This is a genomic window from Flavobacterium columnare (genome assembly GCF_014844295.1).
GTDB lineage: Bacteria > Bacteroidota > Bacteroidia > Flavobacteriales > Flavobacteriaceae > Flavobacterium > Flavobacterium columnare.
The window spans coordinates 2,112,184-2,135,663 of the sequence record NZ_CP054494.1 but is presented as its reverse complement, the minus strand read 5'-3'; the positions used below and the strand labels follow the sequence as shown (position 1 = coordinate 2,135,663).

General features: G+C 30.0%; 14 protein-coding genes. 8 read left to right on the top strand and 6 right to left on the bottom strand.

All coding sequences use genetic code 11. The features are described 5' to 3' along the window. Positions 1–6: 6 nt before the first annotated feature. Entirely contained in the window at positions 7–2,028 is a 2,022-nt protein-coding gene (locus tag HUE53_RS09285; RefSeq protein WP_014164724.1) for a heavy metal translocating P-type ATPase, read from the top strand. Between the two features lie 743 nt (positions 2,029–2,771). Next, entirely contained in the window at positions 2,772–3,176 is a 405-nt protein-coding gene (locus tag HUE53_RS09280; RefSeq protein WP_123906706.1) for a hypothetical protein, read from the top strand. A gap of 178 nt (positions 3,177–3,354) precedes the next feature. Here the strand turns inward: HUE53_RS09280 and rpoN are convergent, their stop codons facing one another. From rpoN to HUE53_RS09260, 4 genes are all read right to left on the bottom strand, one after another. Then, positions 3,355–4,824 (bottom strand): RNA polymerase factor sigma-54, encoded by a 1,470-nt coding sequence (rpoN, locus tag HUE53_RS09275; protein ID WP_192188432.1) that lies wholly within the window; start codon positions 4,822–4,824, stop codon positions 3,355–3,357. Between the two features lie 79 nt (positions 4,825–4,903). Then, the gene (gene asnS, locus HUE53_RS09270) at positions 4,904–6,349 is read right to left on the bottom strand and encodes an asparagine--tRNA ligase (RefSeq protein ID WP_014164721.1); all 1,446 of its coding nucleotides are present in this window, start codon (positions 6,347–6,349) and stop codon (positions 4,904–4,906) included. A 954-nt stretch (positions 6,350–7,303) separates the two neighbouring features. Next, positions 7,304–9,073: a MutS-related protein gene (locus HUE53_RS09265; protein ID WP_097609327.1), complete on the bottom strand. Its 1,770-nt coding sequence runs from the start codon at positions 9,071–9,073 to the stop codon at positions 7,304–7,306. A gap of 96 nt (positions 9,074–9,169) precedes the next feature. Further along, complete coding sequence (locus tag HUE53_RS09260) at positions 9,170–11,590, bottom strand: efflux RND transporter permease subunit (protein WP_065213768.1); 2,421 nt, start codon at positions 11,588–11,590, stop codon at positions 9,170–9,172. Between the two features lie 173 nt (positions 11,591–11,763). Between HUE53_RS09260 and HUE53_RS09255 the strand changes: the two genes are divergently transcribed. Further along, a complete protein-coding gene (locus HUE53_RS09255) occupies positions 11,764–14,034 on the top strand; it encodes a cation:proton antiporter (protein ID WP_014164182.1) in 2,271 nt (756 codons plus the stop codon). Here the strand turns inward: HUE53_RS09255 and HUE53_RS09250 are convergent. Then, the gene (locus HUE53_RS09250) at positions 14,017–16,251 is read right to left on the bottom strand and encodes a DUF5686 family protein (RefSeq protein WP_065213769.1); all 2,235 of its coding nucleotides are present in this window, start codon (positions 16,249–16,251) and stop codon (positions 14,017–14,019) included. The two genes, HUE53_RS09255 and HUE53_RS09250, sit on opposite strands and share 18 nt — an antisense overlap. Positions 16,252–16,432: 181 nt before the next feature. Between HUE53_RS09250 and HUE53_RS09245 the strand changes: the two genes are divergently transcribed. The 5 genes from HUE53_RS09245 (at position 16,433) to HUE53_RS09225 (ending at position 22,437) form a co-directional block, all read left to right on the top strand. Continuing rightward, on the top strand, positions 16,433–17,104 hold the full coding sequence (locus HUE53_RS09245) for a TetR/AcrR family transcriptional regulator (RefSeq protein ID WP_014164180.1): 672 nt from the start codon (positions 16,433–16,435) through the stop codon (positions 17,102–17,104). Next, the gene (locus HUE53_RS09240) at positions 17,101–18,753 is read left to right on the top strand and encodes a peptidase domain-containing ABC transporter (protein ID WP_065213770.1); all 1,653 of its coding nucleotides are present in this window, start codon (positions 17,101–17,103) and stop codon (positions 18,751–18,753) included. The genes HUE53_RS09245 and HUE53_RS09240 overlap by 4 nt, the downstream gene beginning before the upstream one ends. A gap of 3 nt (positions 18,754–18,756) precedes the next feature. Next, complete coding sequence (locus HUE53_RS09235) at positions 18,757–20,109, top strand: HlyD family secretion protein (RefSeq protein WP_014164178.1); 1,353 nt, start codon at positions 18,757–18,759, stop codon at positions 20,107–20,109. Next, positions 20,109–21,485, top strand: coding sequence for a TolC family protein (locus tag HUE53_RS09230; RefSeq protein ID WP_014164177.1), 1,377 nt, complete (start codon positions 20,109–20,111; stop codon positions 21,483–21,485). Before HUE53_RS09235 ends, HUE53_RS09230 begins: the two co-directional genes overlap by 1 nt. Before the next feature lie 349 nt (positions 21,486–21,834). Then, on the top strand, positions 21,835–22,437 hold the full coding sequence (locus HUE53_RS09225) for a hypothetical protein (RefSeq protein ID WP_065213772.1): 603 nt from the start codon (positions 21,835–21,837) through the stop codon (positions 22,435–22,437). Positions 22,438–22,752: 315 nt separating this feature from the next. Here HUE53_RS09225 and HUE53_RS09220 read toward each other — a convergent pair whose 3' ends face one another. Beyond that, on the bottom strand, positions 22,753–23,436 hold the full coding sequence (locus tag HUE53_RS09220) for a porin family protein (RefSeq protein ID WP_065213773.1): 684 nt from the start codon (positions 23,434–23,436) through the stop codon (positions 22,753–22,755). Positions 23,437–23,480 lie beyond the last annotated feature (44 nt).

The window sequence follows — 23,480 nt, the reverse complement described above, 5'->3', positions numbered from 1 at the left end:
ATACAAATGAAAAATCATAATAAACACAATCCCAACAAAAAACAAACTTGCTGTACCCTAAAGGACGATGTACATCAACATTCCGATAACAAATCGGAATGTTGTACTCCTGAAAAAAATCATTCGGATAATGATGGTCATAACCATGATACCAACATTGTGCCTTTTAATTTGTTTTTCCCTATTATCGTTTCATTCGTTTTATTACTAATTGCTATTGGCTTAGATAATTATATTCCTCAATTATGGTTTACGGAGTGGTTAAGGATAAGTTGGTACCTGTTAGCTTATTTGCCTGTAGGTTTTCCTGTTTTAAAAGAAGCTTTTGAAAACATTGCTAAAGGCAACTTTTTCTCAGAATTTTTACTAATGTCTATTGCTACAGTAGGCGCATTTGCTATAAATGAATTTCCAGAAGGCGTAGCCGTCATGCTATTCTATTCAGTAGGTGAAGTGTTTCAAACCTTGGCTGTAACCAGAGCTAAAGCCAATATTAAGTCATTATTAGACCAAAGACCTGATGAAGTAACTATTATTGAAAATAATAGCTCAAAAACAATAAAAGCTTCCCAAGCAAAAATTGGAGACATTATACTATTAAAACCAGGTGAAAAATTAGGTTTAGATGGCGAACTCCTTTCTGAAAAAACATCTTTTGACACAGCCGCTCTTACTGGTGAAAGCAAACCCAATACCAAAACAAAAGGAGAAACTGTTTTAGCAGGAATGATAAATCTAAATAGCGTTGCACAAATTAGAGTTACAACGGATTACAAGGATAGCAAACTATCAAAAATCCTTGAATTAGTACAAAACGCTACTACCCAAAAGGCTCCAACCGAATTATTCATTAGAAAATTTGCTAAAATTTACACTCCAATTGTGGTTCTTTTAGCGATTCTAATTTGTAGTATCCCCATCTGTTTTGTTTCTAATTATGTATTTAGCGATTGGTTATACAGAGCATTAGTCTTCTTGGTTATTTCATGCCCATGTGCTTTGGTTATAAGCATTCCTCTAGGCTATTTTGGAGGAATTGGAGCTGCTTCTAAAAACGGAATTTTATTCAAAGGAAGTAATTTTTTAGATAGTATAGCGGACATCCAAAATGTAGTAATGGATAAAACAGGAACTATGACCGAAGGGGTTTTTAAAGTACAAGAAGTTTCTTTTAATTCTAATTCTAATAAAGATAAAATCCTACAAATGGTGAATGCTCTCGAAAGTCAAAGTACACATCCTGTAGCTACTGCTATTCATGAATTTGTTGGTCCAATTGACTCTAACATTGCATTGAAAGATGTTGAAGAAATAGCGGGACATGGATTAAGAGCCATTGTTGATGGAAAAGAATTGTTAGTAGGAAATTTTAAATTAATGGACAAATTTAACATTACATATAATATAAATCCCGAATATATTATCTATACTCTAATTGCAGTGGCTTATGACAATAATTTTATAGGTTATCTAACAATAGCCGATAATATCAAAAAAGATGCACAACTCACCATTAATAAACTCAAAACCTTAGGTGTCAGAACTACAATGCTTAGTGGCGATAAAAGTACAGTGGTAAAATTTGTAGCCTCTAAATTAGGAATTACTAAATCATTTGGTGATTTATTACCCGAAGATAAAGTAAATAAGGTAAAAGAAATTATAGCCCAAAATGAAACCGTTGCTTTTGTGGGTGATGGTGTAAATGATGCCCCTGTAATTGCGCTAAGCAACATTGGGATAGCCATGGGAGGTTTAGGAAGCGATGCTGCCATAGAAACCGCAGATATAGTTATTCAAGATGATATGCCAAGTAAAATTCCAATGGCAATAGAAATAGGAAAACAGACAAAAAAAATTGTTTGGCAAAATATTAGTTTAGCATTTCTGGTAAAAGGTCTGGTTTTAATCCTTGGTGCTGGTGGCTTAGCTACTATGTGGGAGGCTGTTTTTGCCGATGTGGGTGTTGCCTTATTAGCTATTTTAAATGCTATTAGAATTCAACAAATGAAATTTACAGCATACTAATAAGTCTGAAAATACCAACCCAAAAAGTGCCTACATTGTATTTTTTACATCATATTTACTCGTATATCCTTCCAAGGAACACATCTAAGAGATCATAATATTTAAGAATACTTTTATAGAATAATATTAAAAAAACCATTTATAAAAATGCCCCAAAATAGTGTCTCCCTTTTTGGGGCATGTTCATTATAACGGGGTTTTTCGTTTTATCCCAGATTATGCGTTCGCCTTTGTCATGAAGATAAAAAGGACAAAGAAGGTAAAATGCTCGGAAATTTTTTACCGCAACGGTCTTCTTTTTACATTCAGGACAAAAAATGGAGTATATTGTTTAGATTCAAAGTCCTTTTTATCTGTAATAAATTTCTAATACGTAATCTGGTTTATAACATTAGTCCCTTTTATTCAAAAATATTTATCTTCTTAATAAACAAAACAAATACAAGTTTAAAACAGTATTTTTGTTGTTTAAAAATCATCTAACAAACTCATAGATACGTTTTTTATAATAAAAAATAAAAAAAACTACAAATTGTCAAATTAAGCTTATTCTAAGTGTTTCAATGAATTATAGAAAAACCAAATATATCAATCTATAAAAAAAATAAAAAAAAATATTTTTAATAAAAAAAATACATATATTGTAAAAAAATAAACATAAACTAAAAAACATTATTTTTTACTTAATCTATAATAAACATTAAAATCCGAATTAAAAAGGGTCTTACTAAAAAATGTATGTGATGAAAAAGATATTGTTTTTATTCATGCCGTTGCTGAACATAAATATTAGTTCTGCTCAATCTGAGTCCAAAACAATAGACCCTAGATTTGTGGGGTGTTGGGAAGGTTCGGAAGTTGAACAATTAGAAAAAGGGATTAGTAAACACTGGAAAACTTGTCGTTTTTCTAATGGTAGCTGTGTGTTTTCTTTTGTTTCTATAGACGAAAAAGATAATGTAAATGAAGCAACTTATAAAGGAATATGGTGGATTGAAAATGGTAGATTTTATGAAATCATTAATGAATATAAAGAGGCAGATGAGTATGAGTTTGAATTTGTAGGAGAGAGTATACGATTTACAGGCACCAAAGTTTCAGGCTATAAAAACACCTATTACACATTTATGGATCATAAAATAGATTAAATTCAATTATCGTTGAAACTAAGAAATAAATTATATAAAAAAACTGTCCCAAAGTACACTCTTATTATTTACTTCAAAGGGAGAATTGCATAATACAAATAACAACACCTCCCCTCACCAAAGCAACAAGCTAAATAGTAAGTTATTACTTTTCAGACAGTTTCTTTTTTTTATAAAATTAAATTTTTTTACGCATTCTAGCAACAGGTATATCTAATTGTTCACGATACTTAGCCACTGTCCTCCTTGCAATAGGATAACCACGCTCCTTTAATATAACCGCTAGTTGATCATCCGGAAGAGGCTTATTTTTATCTTCTTCCTTAATAACTTGCTGAAGGATTTTCTTAATTTCTATCGTTGAAACTTCTTCTCCTTGATCATTCATCATTGCCTCACTAAAAAAATCTTTAAGCAATTTGGTACCATAAGGCGTGTCAACAAATTTACTATTGGCAACACGAGAAACTGTAGATATATCTAAACCAATCATATCTGCAATATCTTTTAGAATCATTGGTTTTAACTTCGTTTCATCTCCCTCTAAAAAATATTCTTTTTGAAAAAGCATAATAGCATTCATGGTAACATACAAAGTTTCTTGACGTTGTTTGATAGCATCAATAAACCATTTGGCAGAATCTAATTTTTGTTTAATAAACTGAACCGCATCGCGTTGTGCATTGGATTTATCTTTAGAATCCTTGTATGTCTTCATCATTTCTTGATAGTCTTTAGAAACATGAAGTTCCGGAGCATTTCTTCCATTTAAAGTCAATTCTAATTCATCGTCATTAATACGAATCATAAAATCAGGAACTATGTGCTCCGTAATTCTAGTATTGCCAGCAAAAGCCCCTCCTGGTTTAGGATTTAGTTTTTCAATCTCGTCAATTGCTTTTTTTAATTGTTCTTTAGAAATACCATATTTTTGGAGCAATTTTTCGTAATGCTTTTTAGTAAAGGCATCAAACTGTTCTTCTATTATCTTTATTGCCAACTCAACTGATTCTGTTGGTGTTTTGTGTTTTAACTGTAGGAGTAAGCATTCTTTCAAATCACGAGCCCCTACTCCAGACGGCTCTAACTCATGAATGATAGAACAAAGAATTTTGTTTACACGAGCTTCATCAGTATAAATAGCTTGCGTAAACGCCATATCATCTACAATATCCACAATACTTCTTCGTAAATAGCCGTCGTCATCTATACTTCCAATTAAAAACTCGGCTATACCATTTTGCTCTTCTGTTAAAACAAATGTATTGAGCTGATTGATCAGATCCTGATGAAAACTAACAGAGGCAACAAAAGGAGCTTCATAATCCTCATCATCATCGCTATAATTATTGTTCTGTGTTTTATAATCAGGTGTTTCGTCGTTGCTCAGATATTCATCTATATTTATATCATTGGCATCAATGCTTTCTGAATCATCAAAGTCATCATATTCATCGGTGTCAAATTCATCTTTTTCAAACTTTTCTTCATCCTCTACGATTCCCCCTTCTAAAGCAGGATTTTCGTTCATTTCCTCCATCAAACGTTGTTCAAAAGCCTGAGTAGGCAATTGAATTAATTTCATCAACTGGATTTGTTGAGGAGAAAGTTTTTGAGATAATCTTAAGTTTAAATTTTGTTTTAACATTTTTAATTATTCGATTATTGGTTGATTTGATTATTTAAGAAGCATTAATAAATAACCAAATCAACGAATCTATTTTTTATTAGAATTCAGCATTTTGTGGAGTTCTTGGGAAAGGAATTACGTCACGAATATTCGTCATACCAGTTACGAATAACACTAAACGCTCAAAACCTAAACCAAATCCTGAGTGAACAGCAGAGCCAAAACGACGGGTATCTAAATACCACCACAACTCTTCTTCATGAATTCCTAATGCTTTCATTTTTTCAATTAAAACCTCTAAACGTTCTTCTCTTTGTGAACCTCCCACAATTTCTCCTATACCTGGGAATAAAATATCCATAGCACGTACTGTTTCTTTTCCTGGCTCTGTATTTTCATTCAAACGCATATAAAAGGCTTTGATTTTTGCAGGATAATCAAAAAGAATTACAGGACATTTAAAATGTTTTTCTACTAAGAAACGTTCGTGCTCGCTCTGTAAGTCGGCTCCCCATTCTTCAATTAAATATTGGAATTTTTTCTTTTTATTAGGTGTTGAATCTTTTAAAATATCAATAGCTTCTGTATAAGACACACGTTTGAAATTGTTGTCTAAGACAAAACTTAACTTTTCTAAAAGGGCCATTTCGCTACGCTCTGCCTGCGGTTTTTGTTTTTCTTCATCTAACAAACGGGTTTCTAAGAATTTCAAGTCCTCTGTACAATTATCAACAGCATATTTGATTACATATTTAATAAAATCCTCTGCTAAATCCATATTGTCCGCTAGATCATTAAATGCTACCTCTGGTTCAATCATCCAGAATTCAGCTAAGTGGCGTGACGTATTTGAGTTTTCTGCACGGAATGTAGGTCCAAAAGTATAGATTTGACCTAATGCCATTGCGTATGTCTCTCCTTCTAACTGGCCTGATACGGTTAGATTGGTTTCTCTTCCAAAGAAATCTTCCTTAAAATTGATGTTCCCTTCTTCATTTTTAGGAGTATTTTCAAAAGGTAGAGCGGTTACACGAAACATTTCGCCTGCACCTTCAGCATCAGAACCTGTAATAATAGGGGTGTTTACATAGTAAAATCCTTTTTGTTGAAAATATTGATGCACAGCAAAAGACAAGGCTGAACGCACACGCATAACAGCCCCAAAGGTATTCGTACGAATACGTAAATGTGCATTTTCACGTAAAAACTCTAAGGAGTGTTTCTTAGGTTGCATTGGAAATTTTTCAGGATCACTGTCTCCTAAAATTTCCAATTTAGTAACTTGTATTTCGTATTTTTGACCCGAACCACGACTTTCTACTAATTCACCAGTTACTGCTATAGCGGCTCCTGTTGTAATTCTTTTTAAAGTACTTTCAGCTGTGTTTTCAAAATCTACTACACATTGGATATTATGAATCGTTGAACCGTCGTTCAAAGCGATAAATTGATTATTTCTAAAAGTTCTTACCCATCCTTTAGCGGTTACTTCATGTAGCGTTTTAGTGCTGTTTAGTAAGTCCTTAATTTTTGTATGTTTCATTTTATATCTATAGGTTTTAAAAATTAGAATTCAGAATGACTGAATCTAAAAAACTTTTTAATCTTATAATCTGCAAATATAGTGGATTTGCTCAAAAAGTGAAAGTTATTATCTTTAGTAAAAAATAAAGACAATGAGAATTGTTTGGGCTTTAGTACTCCTATTGGATTTATACTCTTACAAGAAAAAGAAGAAAACACTCCTTTTATTATTTCTCAAAAACGGAAGGAATACACAAACTACTTAAACACTCATCCAAAAGACCCAAGAAGGAAATACTTTACCTCCTCCTCCAAAATACAAATAGGAATATGGAAATCCAAACTTTATAATTGATGCTCCTTCTAATTTATATTACTATCAGTTCAGACCTACTTTACCAGAAATTTGTACTGATAAGAAAGAGGATACAATTCCTTTTTTCCAGAATTTAAAAATTTAAATACCTGTAGAAATTTCTATAAAATCAATTAATGATTTTGTAAAATTAAATAGTGTAAAAAGGAATACATAAAATAGTAAAAATAGTTTTTATGAAAGATACTTCAAATTCTGAATTTTATTGTCATTTAAAAACAGGTATTGAAGGAATATTTTGATTTTAAAAAGATCGAGATATATAGGTTATTTTTTCAATTATTCAAGAGGAAGATATTGTTTGGTATTATAAAAATGAAGACTATTATTTTTCAAATTATATTAAATCTAGATTACGCATTAGAAATTTATTACAAATAAAAATGATTTTGAATCTAAAAAAGCACTCATTTTTTGTCCTTCAATGCAACAAACTACAATTGGGATAACAATTTCTGTATCTTTTATCTTCTTTGCCCTTTTTATCTTCATGACAAAGACTGAGCACATACTCTGGGTTAAATGGCTTGTCAGGAGAGTCTTTCTTTTCCAAAACCTAAAGCAAGCAAATGAAATCAAAGTAGTTTTAAAGAGGTATTATATTATTCCCATTTTTTTCATTAGGAAAGTAGCGCTCTTATTTTTACAAATCCCTTCTCGTAGTTTATAATCAAACGATAATTCATTATCAATTATTTCTACTTCAAAACATTTGTTAAAAAGTTGATTTTCATAAGATTCACTCATTTTACACACTTCTAAATCATGTGTAGCAATACAACCAATTGCTTTTTTTGAAATTATTTTTTTAATTACCTCAATAGTTCCATTTTGTTTATCATCAGAATTGGTTCCTTTTAAGATTTCATCAAGTAAAACAAAACAAACTTCGTTTTCTAATTTTTGAACAATTTGCTTTAATCTTTTCACCTCAGCAAAAAAGTACGATTCCCCATCTGACAATGAATCTGATTGTCTCATAGAGACTATAACATCGTAAGGGTGTACATTTGCCTTAGTAGAACAAATAGGTGCTCCAATACCTACCAAAACCATGTTGATCCCTAAGGTTCTTAAAAAGGTACTTTTACCAGCCATATTTGAACCGGTAAGAATAACAAACTCATTAGCTTTTAATACAAACGTGTTACACACTCTCTTATTTGATTGTAGCAATGGATGTCCAATCTTTTCAAAATTAATTTCTCCATGCGTATTAATTTCTGGGAATACAAAGTTTGGATTATTATATGAAAAGTTAGCCAAGCTATTAAGTGCTTCAAACTCGCCTATGATTTGCAACCAAATTTTTATTTCCTTTGAAAATTGATCTTTCCATAAATATAATTTTCTCAGTGTATGAATATGATAAAGAAAAAAGCCGTTTACAAAAACAGCTCCTAAAACGTTTTGTACAGTATTAATATTAGTAACTATGGTAAATAGTTTTTGGCTGTTTTGAGAGGCTGATTGGTTTTCTTTTTGCAATTTGGATTGAAGTGCAATGAGTTTTAATTTTTCAAATTTTTCAAATTCAATTACTTTAAGGATGGAAGTATATGATTTTATAGATTGTAAAATTTCATTCGAATTAGCTATTTCTTTTTTTATTTTTTTTAACTGACTTACTGTTATTAACAAATTGATTATAAAAAAAGTAGATACTAAATTATAAAAAAATATGTTTTGGGAAAGAAAAGTTGCTAAAGCCACTAATAGAACAGTTATTGGTAACAAATAAGAAACAAAAATAATAGATGGTCTAAATGGTTTTTCTTTCGTATCTGCCCAATGAATTAGCTTTTCATATTTTTCTTGATTGTCTTCACCAAAACTTGCTAAAGCCAGTAACTGTTGCCTCCATTCAATTTTTTGAGATAATTCTTTTATTGCCTCTTGATTGTCTTTTATCTCTTTATTACTCAATTTTCCTTGAAGTAAGTTCGCTAATTTTTCTTTTCCTACGAAGGTAGCGGTTCTATTCAGATTTTGAAATAATGATTTTCTTCCAAATAAATCCAAGTCAAAAGAGCAAAAATGGTTCGAATCTATGTATTCTGTTCCCTCCTCAAAAGGAATGTCTTTTCCTTCTAAGTACTGAATTTCGTGGTTGTTAATTAAAATCAGTTTTTGGTATAATTTTTTATTCCATTTTATCTTTTGATGTTGATTAACCAAAACAAAAAAAAGGAGAATAGAAAAAAGACCAAGCACAAGAAAAAAAGAATCTTTATTTTTAAAGTAGTTGTAACTAAAAAATAGAAAAGAGCCAATAAAAAGAAATCGCATTAAACTTATTACTGTAAATTTTGTATTTAGTTTATTAACAATTAGAGTGTTTTGATCTATAAGTTGGTTGTATTTCATTTTCAATCACTAAATTTTAAAACTAATTAGAGGCTAATACTAGGATTTTTTATAATAATAGTTAGACTTAACTATATTATAAAAAAATCAAATAGGCTAACTTTTTTTCTTTTCAAAGGCTTCTACTTCCTCGTCAGTAGGTTCTAAAATATCAAAGATAGGCTCTGGCAATTCTTGTTTGTTGGCTAATTTTTTATTCAATGAAAGGACTAATGACGGCAACAAAACTAGATTAGACAACATTCCAAAACTTAAAGTCAAGGCTACTAACCCTCCAAGAGCTACAGTTCCTCCGAAGCTTGATAACATAAACACAGAAAAACCAAAGAAAAGTACTATTGAAGTGTAAAACATGCTAATTCCTGCATCATCAAATGTAGCAAATACTGATTTTTTAATCTTCCAATCGTTACGAGAAAGTTCTAAACGATACTGTGCTAAAAAACGTAATGTATCATCTACTGACATCCCAAAAGCAATCCCAAAAACTAAAATTGTGGAGGGTTTTAAAGGTATTCCTAAAAAGCCCATTAATCCAGCGGTCATCAATAATGGTAATAAATTAGGAATGATAGATACTAGTACCATTTTGAATGAACGAAACATAATAGCTACTAAAGCGGCTGTTAAACCAAAAGCCATTAATAAAGAGGAAAGTAAATTATCTAATAAATACTGTGTCCCTTTTTGGAATACAGACGGTTTACCCGTTATAATAACGTCATAGCGTGGCGATGGAAATAGTTTATCAATTTTGGTACGCAATTGGGCTTCAATTGCCTCCATTTTTTCACCGTTTTCATCTTTAATAAAAGTAGTTATTCGTGCATAGCGTCCTGTATTATCGACATAACTTTTCATTAAATTTTCTTTCGAATTTTTAGTTGCATTTTTAGCATACGAAAGGATAAAGGCTTGCTCTTGAGCAGTCGGCAACTCATAAAAATCAGGATTGCCGTTGTAATATGCTTGTTTAGCGTATTTTACTAAATTAACAACAGAGAGAGGTTTTGAAAGTTCAGGAATGTCATGAATTGTTTCCTGTAACTCTTCCATACGTTTAAGCATTGAAAGTTTCATTACCCCTTTTTTACGTTTAGTGTCAATCATAATTTCTAAAGGCATCACACCATCAAACTCTTTTTCAAAAAAACGAATATCATCAAAAAAAGCTGTTTTTTTAGGCATATCCTCTATTATTGACCCTGATATTTTGATTTTGTGAATACCAATCATTCCAATGATTAGTAAACAAATAGAAACGGCATATACACCTACCTTGTTGTGTTTTACTGTATCAACAATCCATTTAAAAAAAGAAGTTAAATATTCTCTTTTTAAGTGCCCTAAATGCCTTGAAATAGGAGCTGGTATATAACTAAAAAACACAGGTATAATAAGTACACACAGTATATAAATAGCCAAGATATTAACTGAGGTAATAACTCCAAATTCAACTAATAATGTATTATTTGTAGCAATAAAAGTAGCAAAACCTAAAGCTGTTGTTAAATTGGTCATTAAGGTAGCAGTACCTGTTTTAGTTATGACCCTTTGTAAGGATTTAGCTTTGTTTTTGTGTTTGTAATATTCTTGATGATACTTGTTTATTAAAAAAATACAATTGGGTATTCCTATAACAATAACTAATGTAGGAACCAAAGCAGTTAATACCGTTATTTCATAATTCAGCAACCCTAGTAAACCAAAGGACCACATAACACCTATTATGACTATTACAAGCGAAATAGCTGTAGCTCGAAAAGAACGGAAAAAGAAAAAGAAAATAAGTCCTGTAACTAACAAGGCTGCGCCTATAAAAAGGCCTATTTCATCAATAATAGTTTTAGCATTCAGTGTGCGAATATAAGGCATACCTGACTTATGAAGTCTAACACCTGTATTTTTTTCAAATTTTTCTAATTCAGGAATAAGTTTGTTTAATACGTAATCTTTCCTTTTTTTAGTATTAATTATTTTTTTATCTAGATAAATGGCGGCACGAATAGCACCTGACTGTTTATTATATAGGAGTCCCTCATAAAAGGGCAAACTATCTAATAACGCTTTTTTAAGGTTTGTTAAGTAATTGGGCTTACTGATTTGGGTAGAATCCACAAGATTTTTTAACGTAAAGGTGTGTTGTGCATCCTCTTTTACAAGTGTTTTTAAATTATCTGGTGAAATAACTAAATCTACTTCTTGATGCTTTTGAATCTTACGGATCATACCTCCCCAAGTTTTAAAAACTTTAGGCGTAAATAATTTAGCATCTTTGGTAGCAATAACTATTAAGTTTCCCTCTTCTCCAAAAGTGTTTAGAAAATGTGTATAATCAACATTGATTTTGTCATCTTCTGGTATTAGGTTCGCTTCTGTTTGAGTAAAACGGATGTATTTCCATTGAGAAGCTAATCCTATTGTTAATACAATAACAATTGATAGTACTGTGATTTTATTTCGTAAAATGAGTCGGGCAATTAATTCCCAAAAACCAAGGCTTAATAATTTTTTCATATTCTATAACAGCGATTACAAATTTAGAAAAACCAATTCTATTTTTTAGGTCAATTGGTCTAACTTTTATTATTAAAACTTTGTAGAATTATTTTTTGATTAAATCTTAGGATTATTATTTTATTTGAATACATATTTTAGCATATTTGTAAACATTATGTATTTATGAAAAAATGAAAAAACTTAAAAACGCTATTTTCTATTTTACTGTTACTGGAGTTTTTACAGCTTTGATGTACTGGATTGTACAACAAGGCAAAAACCTAGAAATAGGAAGAAAAGTTACAGCTCCTAATTCACATAATACATTATGGGGACAATTTTTAGAATCACTTATTCATAATGTAAAACATCCTTTAGCTATTTTATTAGCACAAATTATTACGATAGTCATAGTCGCTCGATTTTTTGGTTGGATTTTTAGAAAAATTGGACAGCCATCCGTAATAGGAGAGATTATTGCGGGTATATTTTTAGGGCCCTCCGTTGTGGGGATGTATTTTCCTGAGTTTACTACTCTTATCTTTCCAATAGAGTCATTAGGCAATCTGCAGTTCTTAAGCCAGATTGGTTTAATCCTCTTTATGTTTGTAATAGGAATGGAGTTAGACTTAAAAGTATTAAAAAACAAAGCCAATGATGCCGTGGTAATAAGCCACGCCAGTATCATCATTCCTTTTGCTTTAGGTATGGTATTAGCCTATTTTGTATATCATAAATTTGCTCCTCAAGGGGTAGAATTCTTATCTTTTGCTTTATTTTTAGGTATTGCCATGAGTATTACCGCCTTTCCTGTTTTAGCACGTATTGTACAAGAAAGAGGATTGCATAAAACAAAGTTAGGAACAATCGTTATTACTTGTGCGGCAGCTGATGATATAACCGCTTGGTGTTTACTAGCAGCAGTTATTGCCATTGTAAAAGCAGGTACTTTTGCTAGTTCATTATATATAATTGCACTGGCCGCCATTTATGTTTTAGTAATGCTGTTCTTGGTAAAACCCTTCTTAAAAAGAGTAGGTGATTTATATTCAAAAAGTGAAAGTTTGAGTAAACCTGTAGTAGCTATTTTCTTTTTAACCTTAATTATTTCATCATACTGTACTGAAATCATAGGAATCCACGCCTTATTTGGTGCTTTTATGACAGGAGCTATTATGCCTGATATTGCCAAGTTTAGACACATATTCATTGATAAGGTTGAGGATGTTTCATTAATCTTATTGCTTCCATTATTTTTTGTTTTTACAGGATTAAGAACACAAATTGGATTAATTAATGAGCCGTATTTATGGAAAATAACAGGATTTATTATCTTAGTTGCTGTAACAGGCAAATTTATTGGAGGAGCATTAACCTCTAAGTTCGTTGGGCAAACCTGGAAAGATAGTTTTATAATTGGAGCTCTGATGAATACCCGTGGTCTAATGGAATTGGTCGTACTAAATATCGGGTATGATCTAGGAGTACTTACCTCTGAAATCTTTACCATGATGGTTATAATGGCTCTAGTTACAACCTTTATGACAGGTCCTGCTTTAGATTTAATTAATTTTATTTTTAAAACTAAAGATCAAATTGTTCCTGAAATCACAGAGGGTTTCCATAGATTTAAAATATTAATTTCTTTTGGAAATCACGAAAAAGGCAAATCCTTACTAAAAGTAGCCAATGCTTTAATCAAAAAAGAAAAAGAAAGCTCTGTTATTACCGCTATGCACCTCTCTGTAAGTGACGAAATGCACGGTTACAATACGGAAGAATATGAAAAAGAATCCTTTATTCCTATTTTAGAAGAATCTAAAAGCTTAAATCAAGAAATATCTACTATTTTCAAAGCAACTGTAGATATAGAAACTGATATTGCTGAAGTAGCTGGAAAAGGAGATTATGATTTATTATTAGTTGGTTTAGGAAAATCAATTTTCGAAGGTTCGCTTTTAGGAAAAGTAATTGGCTTTACAACTCGATTAATCAATCCTGATCGCTTATTAGACAAATTAACAGGAAAAGAAGGTTTGTTTACCAATTCTATATTTGACGAGAGAACCCAGCAAATAATATCTAAAAATAAAACGCCTCTGGGAATATTGGCTGACAACGAATTGCAATCTTTAGATAAAATTTTTGTCCCCTTATTTTGTTCGGAAGATGCTTTTCTGGTAGACTATATTCAAAAATTTGTCTACAATAATAATTCTAAAGTAAATTTAGTAGTTGTAAAACATCAACTAGAAAATAATTATTTAATAAAAAATGCTATTGAATCATTAAATAAAGAATTTCCAGATAATATTTCTGTAGTTAAAGAAAATCAAGTTCAAAAAGCATTTTTAGTTAAACAAGATTTAATGTTAATAAGTCTTGAAAGCTGGAAAAAACTAGTCGCTTCTAATAATTTATGGTTAAGCAATTTACCCTCTGTATTAATTATCAAACCCTAAATTAATCTGTAGACTTAACTTTATAGCTAGATTATCTTTAAAAGAAGGTAGCTGATTAGACCCAAATCTATAAAAACTTGATATTCCCAAGCCATTATAGATTTGGGCTATTTCTATACCCGATTCCCAGTAACCTTTTTCTAATGTTTTGAAAACAATTTCTTTATGATTTTCTTTCGAACTAAGACTTCCTATTCCATACCTAAGCACCGTATTAAAAACAGGTTTTATTTGCCTATTTATTTCCCATTTCGGGAACTGATATCGAATATGCGTATAGAGTTGTTTATTGGAAAAAAATTCGTTGAAAAACATTGTTTCAAAACTATCTTTTCCTGCAAAGTTAACCCGTTCAATCATCTTTTCTTTTTGTAAATTATTTGGCGAATGATTATACAAATGTGTAATAGGAACTATACCATCTATAGAACCCACCTCTAATTGAAAATCAATTTTATGGTTATTAAATACTTTCTTATAATATTCTAATCGAAAGTCATACCGTTTATACTGAAACAAGTCATTCGATGAATTAGGAATTGTTTTTGAAAACTGAAAAGTAAACTTTGGATATTCATTTTTGTATTCTATCCTACCACTAGGGATTTGCATATATTTACTAAAAGGATTCCATTGCATAGAGAATGTAAATGTATTTAAATAAAATTCTTTATATAAATCACCCTCTAATTCATAATGATAGTTAAATAGAGGTGCAATAACACTCCTAGTTACTTGAAGAATAGATTCTGTCTTAGGTATTATTTTGTTTTCTATAAAAATTTTAAGAGTTCGATGGTTATAAAAAGTAGTTAAATTAAAAGGTCTTGAATCATAAATTTTAAATGTTTTTTTATCTATTTCAAGATTCTCATTAGCTATTTCAGTTACATCCTCTTGATACCCTACCCCGAACCATGTTTCAGAAGCACGATCCAACAAAAAAGTAGCGGATCCCCCTTTTTTGAAATCGTAATCTTTAGTACCATATCCAAAATAAGCCTCTGCTCTAAAGTACTTAGAGAAAGAATCATTAGTAATACCACCTAGTCCTAAACGTACCCCTTCGTGATTATTATATTTAAAAAGGTATCGCAAATCCATATCAAAAAAAGGTATAGGATAATATCCCTTTATGATTTTACGTCCCATTTTTAGTTTGTTTTCATATTTCCTAGCAGTTATTAAACTGTCTAGGGAAATATAGGTAGGCAAACTTCGTTTATCTATAGAATCCTTAAACGACTCAAACCAAATAGCCTCTTTTCGTTTAGTAGCTTTATTAGATAATGATATAGGAAAATATCTTTTTTTTATAGGAAAATCCCCTAATGTTAATTGTGAATATTGAGTAGTAACGATTATTTCTATAAAATCAGTAGCATATTTTTTTCCTCTGGGATTGTATTTTTTTTCTGAGTCTTCAAAAGTAATGTATTCTCCTAATATTTTTATAGGGTATTTACTATTTCCTTTTTTTAAAATTAATTGTGTTCGTGAAGGAAGCCAATTATTTGCTGTTTCACTATATGTATAGGAATGAACTGAATGGCATTCTATTTTTCCTAATGTATAAAAAGTAGCTTTAGCGATATTAAAATTTTTAGTATCTACAAGCAATTCTCCTCTTACTAGATTCAAAGCTTTGGCATTTTTAGGATCGAATGTTATCCGAACCAGTTCACGGTTTTGTTCAAAAGCATAATTAGTCACAGAAAAGATGTATTTAGTCAACCCTTTTTCTGAAATGGGATTTATGTATTCTTTTTCTACTATTTCTAATTTAGGATCGTATAATTCAAAAGGATGCAATTGCAATGTAAAATATTCCGCTATAGGCTCCTTAAAACCAGCCATACGGGTAGCAACTATCTCTTCTTTGATCCTTTTATTGTTTTTTGTGATTACTGAAATTTTCTCTGCTTGGTACAAATGTTGTTTTGAAATTATTTTTTTAAATATATAATCAGACGAATCAATTTCTTTAATAATTTTATTTCCTTTCTTAAATTTATAAAGAGTGTCTATATGACCTTGAGAGTTTTTAGGATTAGCTGTAATAATAAGATTATTATAACTTGTCAACTGATAATTAACAAGTTGGCTATTGTGTTGACAAAATACAATTTTCTTTATATAAAACTCAGCATTTTCCTGTCCATGCAAACACATAGAAAACAAAAAAAAACAGATTATCAAGTAATTGTATTTGTTCATTGGGCTTTTTACCCAAATTTACAAAAAGCTTTTTTATATTTTTTAGTTTTTTACGTTTTATCATTTCGATACCCAAAAAATAGCTTGTACACAATAATCATTAATGAACTATATAAAAGTTTAACTTTTTAAATCAATAGTAATACTATTATTTTTTATATCTTTGTTCAAAAGAATAAAGATGAAACATCTTCTCTCAAATATAAAAATAGCGATCAATGACAAATTGTATGTCAAAGACCCTGAAACTTCGGAATTAGGAAGAAAAATCATTGAGCACAGTATCGTCCTTATTAACGAAATAGGATTTGAATTATTTACATTCAAAAAACTAGGTGAACGTATTCAATCGAATGAGAGTTCTATTTATCGCTATTTCGAAAATAAGCATAAGATGATGTTGTACTTATCTACTTGGTATTGGGCATGGATGGAGTATCATATTGTTTTTAGTACAACCAATATCTCCAATTCAATAGAAAAGTTAGAAAGAGCTATTCAAATCGTTTCTCAAAATATAAAAGATGATACAAATACCCCCCATATTAATGAAGCTCTTTTAAATAAAATTATCGTTTCTGAATTTACAAAAACCTTCTTAACCAAAGAAGTAGACGAGGAAAACAAAGAAGGTTTTTTCTTGGTATATAAAAGAGTCATAAACCGAATTTTTGATATTATTAATGAAATAAATCCATCGTATAAATACGCTAAGAGTTTAGCTTCTACCATAGTAGAAGGATCATTACATCAACAATTTATAAAACAACATTTTAAAACTATTACTAACTTTAATGAAAAAGATGATGTGTCTGACTTCTTTATTGACTTAGCTAAAAAATCTATATTATGACCCCTTTTGAACGATTTAAAAAACTTATTTCTTTAGATAAAAAAGACATTTCTCAGATCTTTTTGTATGCTATTTTTTCAGGCATAATAAGTCTATCATTACCATTAGGAATACAATCTATCATTAACTTTATACAAGCGGGACAAGTAAGCACCTCTTGGATCGTATTAGTTATTGTAGTAATTATAGGCGTTGCCCTAGTTGGTATTATGAAAATTATGCAATTCCGAATTACTGAAAACTTGCAACAAAAAATATTTGTCCGAGCTTCTTTTGAGTTTGCATACCGATTTCCAAGAATAAAAACAAGTGAATTTCGTGACGAATACCCCCCTGAATTAGCCAATCGTTTTTTTGACACCTTAAATATTCAAAAAGGTGTTTCAAAATTACTATTAGATATTTCAACAGCTTTATTACAAATTCTATTTGGAATTGTACTACTATCTTTATATCATTCTTTTTTTATTTTTTTCGGAATTATATTAATAACACTATTGTACCTAATCTACAGAATGAACTTTAGAGCTGGATTAGCAACCAGCTTAAAAGAATCTAAATACAAATACAAAGTAGCTCATTGGTTACAAGAAATTGCCCGTAATCATATTAGTTTTAAAAATCAAAATCTATTTCTATTCTCTTTAGAAAAAAATGATAAGTTAGTAAATGAATATTTAGAACAAAGAGAAAACCATTTTAAAATCCTTCGTAAACAGTTTATTCAATTAGTTGGTTTCAAAATCTTACTAACCGCTGGTTTATTAATAATAGGAGGCATTTTAGTACTCAACCAACAAATGAATATAGGACAGTTTGTAGCTGCTGAAATTGTAATTTTAAGCATTGTAGCTGCGGTTGAAAAATTATTTTCAGGTTTAGAATTGTTTTATGATGTTCTTACTTCCTTAGAAAAACTAGGAGCAGTTGTAGATAAAGAAGTAGAAACACTAACCACTGATAAAGGATTGTATAAATTAAAAGAAATAACAGCTCTAAGCATAGAAACAAAAGATTTAACTTTTACATATAAAGGATCCGACACCCCTACATTATCTAATATAACTATTAAAATAGAACCAAAAGACAAAGTAGTAATCAAAGGAGATAATGGTGCTGGAAAAACAACCCTTATCCGTTTATTAGCACGTTTAATTGAACCTACTTCAGGAACAATTTATCTTAACGAAACCAATTATAAAAAATATTCATTAGAAGAGTTTAGAACCAAAATAGGCGTTATTACCCTTAATGAAGCCCCTTTTGAAGGAACCATTCTAGAAAACATTACTTGCAACAACCCTTCTATTACCATGAAACAAGTAATAGATATTTTAGAAAAAGTAAAATTAACAGAGGTCATTAAAAATCTTCCTAACGGATTAGACACTCAACTTTTCCCCGAAGGCAAACAAATTAATTCATCGGTAACTCAAAAAATTGTTTTGGCACGTTGCATCATTCAACAACCTAACATTCTATTTCTTGAAGATCCTGTAGATAAATCAGATGATACATCCGCTAAAGAAATAATTGATTATTTAACCAGTAATAAAAATGATTGGACACTAGTTGTGATCAGCAAAAACCCTTATTGGGAACAAAAATGCAATAAAACATTTAAGATAGATAACGGTCATTTAGTATAAGTCATGCTTAATATAACTCACAATAGAATAGAAAAATCAGTTGATTTACATAAATATAAATCAACAAAAGTATTTGCTGAAAATGGGCAATACAAACTTATAAAACGAATTTTTATCAGCACAGGAATTCTTTTAGTCCTATTTCTTTTCCTTCCTTGGACACAAAATATAAAAGGAAATGGTTATGTAACAACTCTTAAACCCAATCAAAGACCACAAGAAATTCAAACAGCCATAGCAGGACGTATAGAAAAATGGTTTGTACAAGAAGGCGATTTTGTAAAAAAAGGAGATACAATTGTTTACATTTCTGAAATTAAAGAAGACTATTTTGACCCCAACTTGATTGAAAACACAGGCAGTCAAGTTAAAGCTAAAGAAAATGCTGTAACATCCTATAATCAAAAAGTAAAAGCATTAGAAGGACAAAAAGACGCTATAGAAACTGAAAAAAACTTAAAATACAAACAGGCTCAAAACAAACTAAAACAATCGTTTCTAAAAGTAAAAAGCGACAGTATTGATTTAGAAGCTATAAAAACCCAACTAAAAATTGTTCATACGCAATTCAATCGTTCTGTAAGCCTAAACAAAGAAGGATTAAAACCCTTAACTGATGTAGAAGAAAAAAGAGTAAAACTTCAGGACGTAGAAGCCAAACTAATAACTCAAGAAAACAAATGCATTTCAGCTAAAAATGATGTGCTGAATGCACAAATGGAACTCAATCGTATTCAAGCTGAATACGCTGAAAAAACAGCTAAAGCAAGTAGTGATCAACAAACAGCTTTAAGTTCACAATATGACACAGAAGCACAAGTAAATAAATTAAAAAATCAATACGCTAATTATAAAATTCGTAACAAACTATACTATATTACAGCACCACAAGATGGCTACGTAAATAGAGCTTTACAATCAGGCGTAGGAGAAACCATAAAGGAAGGAACTCCTATTGTAAGTATAATGCCTGCTAATTTTGAAATTGCCGTAGAAACCTATATAGATCCTATTGACTTTCCTTTAGTTAACAAAGGAGAAAAAGTTCGTGTATGGTTTGACGGATGGCCTACTATTGTATTCAGTGGATGGGCTGGTATTTCTTACGGAACTTTCGGAGGAATTATCGTAGCAAAAGAAAATTTTATTAGTGATAATGGCAAATACAGAGTCCTGATAGCACCCGATTCAAAAGATAAAAAATGGCCTAATTTATTAAGTATTGGTGCAGGTGCAAAGACCTTAGCTTTACTCAATGATGTACCCATTTGGTTTGAAATCTGGAGAACCCTAAATGGCTTTCCTCCTAATTTTTATAAAAACAATACTAAATCTAAAGAAGAAAAGAAAAAATAATGAAACAACTACTTTCAATACTTTTTTTCATTCCAATAGCAATGATTGCACAAACTAAAGAACTTACCTATAATGAGTTTTTAGGTTATGTAAAAAAATACCATCCACTAGTAAAACAAGCTAATCTAAATATATCTGAATCACAAGCCCAATTAATGCAAGCAAGAGGTGCTTTTGATCCTAAAATAGAAGTTGATTTTAATAGAAAAAATTTTAAAGATAAAAATTATTACACCCTTTTTAATAGTAGCTTTAAAATCCCTACTTGGTACGGAATTGAGTTAAAAGCTGCTTTTAATAATAGCGAAGGTATTTTTATTAATCCCGAAATGACCACACCTAATCAAGGATTAACATCCCTTGGAATTAACATACCTATTGGACAAGGATTATTTATAAATCAACGAATGGCTGACATTCGAAAAGCTAAATTAGCCCTTACACTCAACACTGCTGAACGTGATTTACAAGCTCTAGAAGTAGTATATGAAGCATCAATAAGTTATTTTAATTGGAAACGAGTTTATCATGAAGTCCAATTATACGAATCCTATTTAAAAAATGCTTTTATCCGCTTTGAAGGTGTTAAAAAACTCATAGAACAAGGCGATAAACCCGCTATAGATAGCACAGAAGCTTCTATAATAGTAAAAAATCGTCAACTAAATCTAGAAGAAGCTAAATTAAAACTAACAAAAGCAAAATTAGAAGTTTCTAATTATATATGGACTGAAAATGCTATTCCTTTAGAAATAGATGATACTCTTTATCCCGAAATTGCACTAGAAAAAACAGTTCGAAATACTTTATTAAAAACTAAATGGAATGAATTTACTATTGAAAATCATCCAAAGATTAAAGCATTAGATACTAAAATAAATATGTTACTTATTGAACAACGCCTAAAAGCCAATGCCCTTTTACCTAAGCTAGATGTCAACTACAACTATCTTTCTGAACCTGATTATTTTACCAAATATCGCCTTCAAGATTCTAAATTAGGATTAAATCTTACAATGCCTCTTTTTTTAAGAAAAGAAAGAGGAAGTTTAAAATTAGCCAAATTAAAACTACAAGACATACAATATAGTCTGCAATTTGAAAAACAACAATTAAAAAATAAAATAGAAGCATTAAATCAAGAACAAATTTCTCTAGAAAAACAACTTCAAATAAATAAAAAACTAGTGTCTGATTTTGAAAAAATGCTATCAGCAGAAGAGCGTTTATTTACAATGGGTGAAAGCTCTTTGTTTTTAATTAATTCAAGAGAAAACTCCTTAGTAAGTTCTAAACTTTCTGATATTACTTTAGAAAACAGGTTTTATAATTTATTGATTAGTGTTTATAAATTATTAGGTAATTATAATTTATAAAAAAGTTGTGAACTAGGTTCCGCATTTCATTTTTATTTCGTGTTACTATACAAAAGTATGCCTCAAAATAAGTAGTATTAAGGGCGGGCATACTAATAAAAAGGAACCTAGTCCAACTTTATGTTACCCCTTTTACACCATCAACTCATCAAAAAAATAAAAGATACTACTTTTCTTATAGCATTGCAAAGTATTATTTTAAAAAAATAGAAGTCTTTTCCTTTTAATCTATTAAAATAGCATACATAAAACCTCTTTTTTATGGAGTATAATTCGCAAAAGCAATAATTAAGAGTATCTTAGAAACGTGATTTAAAAAGTTGATTAATCCTTTTTCTTATTCTATAAAATGAAACAAATATTTTCTCTTTTTTCTTATATATTTCATCCTTTATTCATTTCCTTTTATACAATACTTTTTCATACCTCCTTTAGCTCTGAATTTAATAATTCTAATAATTACATATATAAAGCATTTATCATCACAATATTTATCCCTCTAATCATTTTCTATCTTTTAATACGAATAAAAAAAATAGAAAACAGCATGATAAATAATGTCAAAGAACGCAAAATACCGCTTACCCTTCAATTGGTCTTATATAGTATTATTATATTCTCGTTAATTAACCCTGAGAAAAACCCCGAATTGTTAGATTATTTTTTAGCCAGTAGTATCAGTACCCTTATTGCGTTATATTTTGCTACCCTAAACAAAAAAATCAGCCTACACATGCTCAGCATAGTAAGTACAAGTTTATGGATAGGGCTTAATTATACAAAAGTAAGTTCACATATCCTCTTAATAATTATACTTACAACACTCATAAGTTGTGTAGCTATTTCAAGATTGGTAATGAAAGCTCATACTCCAATAGAATTAGTACTCGGTTCTATTATTGGAGCCTTTCCTCAATTGATCTTTTTTTTATCTAGAGAATCTTTCTGCTAATTACACATTAGAAACTCATCACAGATAAAATGTGACCTTGAATCTAAAAAAGTAATCCTTTCTTTGTCCTCAATCTAGCAAAACTATAGCTTCAGAAAAAAATCCGTCATTTTTATCTTCTTTGCTCTTTACATCTTCATCACAAAAGCTAACACATAATCTGAATTTAAAAACAACACGACTTGAATCTATAAAAACCTCTTGAATCTCTTAAATTATAAACTTTTTTAAGACAAAAAAACTAAAATAGAAATCATCCGTTTAATATTCATCCAATTTAAAAATTTAAGCCTTTCTTCTTTTAAGATCAAACAGTTATAAAATATAAAACATCAATCCTAAATTCAAAGAGCGAAATTTCCCTGAATTTTCGTTAAAAAAGGATTTTCTAAAAAAATCGTTTAATCCATAAGATACATAAAAATTCCCACTATTATATCCCGCTGTCAGAAAAACAGAATAAAGAAAACGATTAAAATCTGGATTATTTGTTACTTTATATTCATATTTAGAATTAATAAACTGAGATTGATTGTATAAGACATAACTTGCCTTTATTCCCCCATAAATTCTCCAAAAACGATGACTTTGAGGAGTAGAATTACGCCAACGAAACTCTAATGGAGCATCTAGTGTTACAAATGAAAAACGATTTTTATCATACATTTCATCTTTAGAAATAATTGAATAATCAATACTTTCCCCATTATCTTTAATAAGTAAATTTTGTTTAAAATTAGAATAAGAAAAACCAATACCTGGAGCAATCGCCAAGGTACGCAATTTATTAATAGGCATATCTCGTAAAAAACCCAAAAAAATACTTCCTGAAGTTGAATTTTGAGAAACCCCTTGTGGTTTATTATTAAGTATATTATAAGTAATCCCTAGATAGAATTGATCTTCTCTATACAATGAATCCAATACTTTTATTTCAGGCAAATTTTGTGAAAAACCAAAAAACGAAATAAAAAAAACAAATAGATAAAAGTTCTTCATAAATACTAAAATTCTTAAAATCAATAACAAAAGAAAAGATAAAA

Coding starts and splice junctions, on each gene's coding strand:
- HUE53_RS09285 (WP_014164724.1), top strand. CDS start 7: ATGAAAAATCATAATAAACACAATCCCAACAAAAAACAAACTTGCTGT.
- HUE53_RS09280 (WP_123906706.1), top strand. CDS start 2,772: ATGAAAAAGATATTGTTTTTATTCATGCCGTTGCTGAACATAAATATT.
- rpoN (WP_192188432.1), bottom strand. CDS start 4,824: ATGTTAAAACAAAATTTAAACTTAAGATTATCTCAAAAACTTTCTCCT.
- asnS (WP_014164721.1), bottom strand. CDS start 6,349: ATGAAACATACAAAAATTAAGGACTTACTAAACAGCACTAAAACGCTA.
- HUE53_RS09265 (WP_097609327.1), bottom strand. CDS start 9,073: ATGAAATACAACCAACTTATAGATCAAAACACTCTAATTGTTAATAAA.
- HUE53_RS09260 (WP_065213768.1), bottom strand. CDS start 11,590: ATGAAAAAATTATTAAGCCTTGGTTTTTGGGAATTAATTGCCCGACTC.
- HUE53_RS09255 (WP_014164182.1), top strand. CDS start 11,764: ATGAAAAAACTTAAAAACGCTATTTTCTATTTTACTGTTACTGGAGTT.
- HUE53_RS09250 (WP_065213769.1), bottom strand. CDS start 16,251: ATGAACAAATACAATTACTTGATAATCTGTTTTTTTTTGTTTTCTATG.
- HUE53_RS09245 (WP_014164180.1), top strand. CDS start 16,433: ATGAAACATCTTCTCTCAAATATAAAAATAGCGATCAATGACAAATTG.
- HUE53_RS09240 (WP_065213770.1), top strand. CDS start 17,101: ATGACCCCTTTTGAACGATTTAAAAAACTTATTTCTTTAGATAAAAAA.
- HUE53_RS09235 (WP_014164178.1), top strand. CDS start 18,757: ATGCTTAATATAACTCACAATAGAATAGAAAAATCAGTTGATTTACAT.
- HUE53_RS09230 (WP_014164177.1), top strand. CDS start 20,109: ATGAAACAACTACTTTCAATACTTTTTTTCATTCCAATAGCAATGATT.
- HUE53_RS09225 (WP_065213772.1), top strand. CDS start 21,835: ATGAAACAAATATTTTCTCTTTTTTCTTATATATTTCATCCTTTATTC.
- HUE53_RS09220 (WP_065213773.1), bottom strand. CDS start 23,436: ATGAAGAACTTTTATCTATTTGTTTTTTTTATTTCGTTTTTTGGTTTT.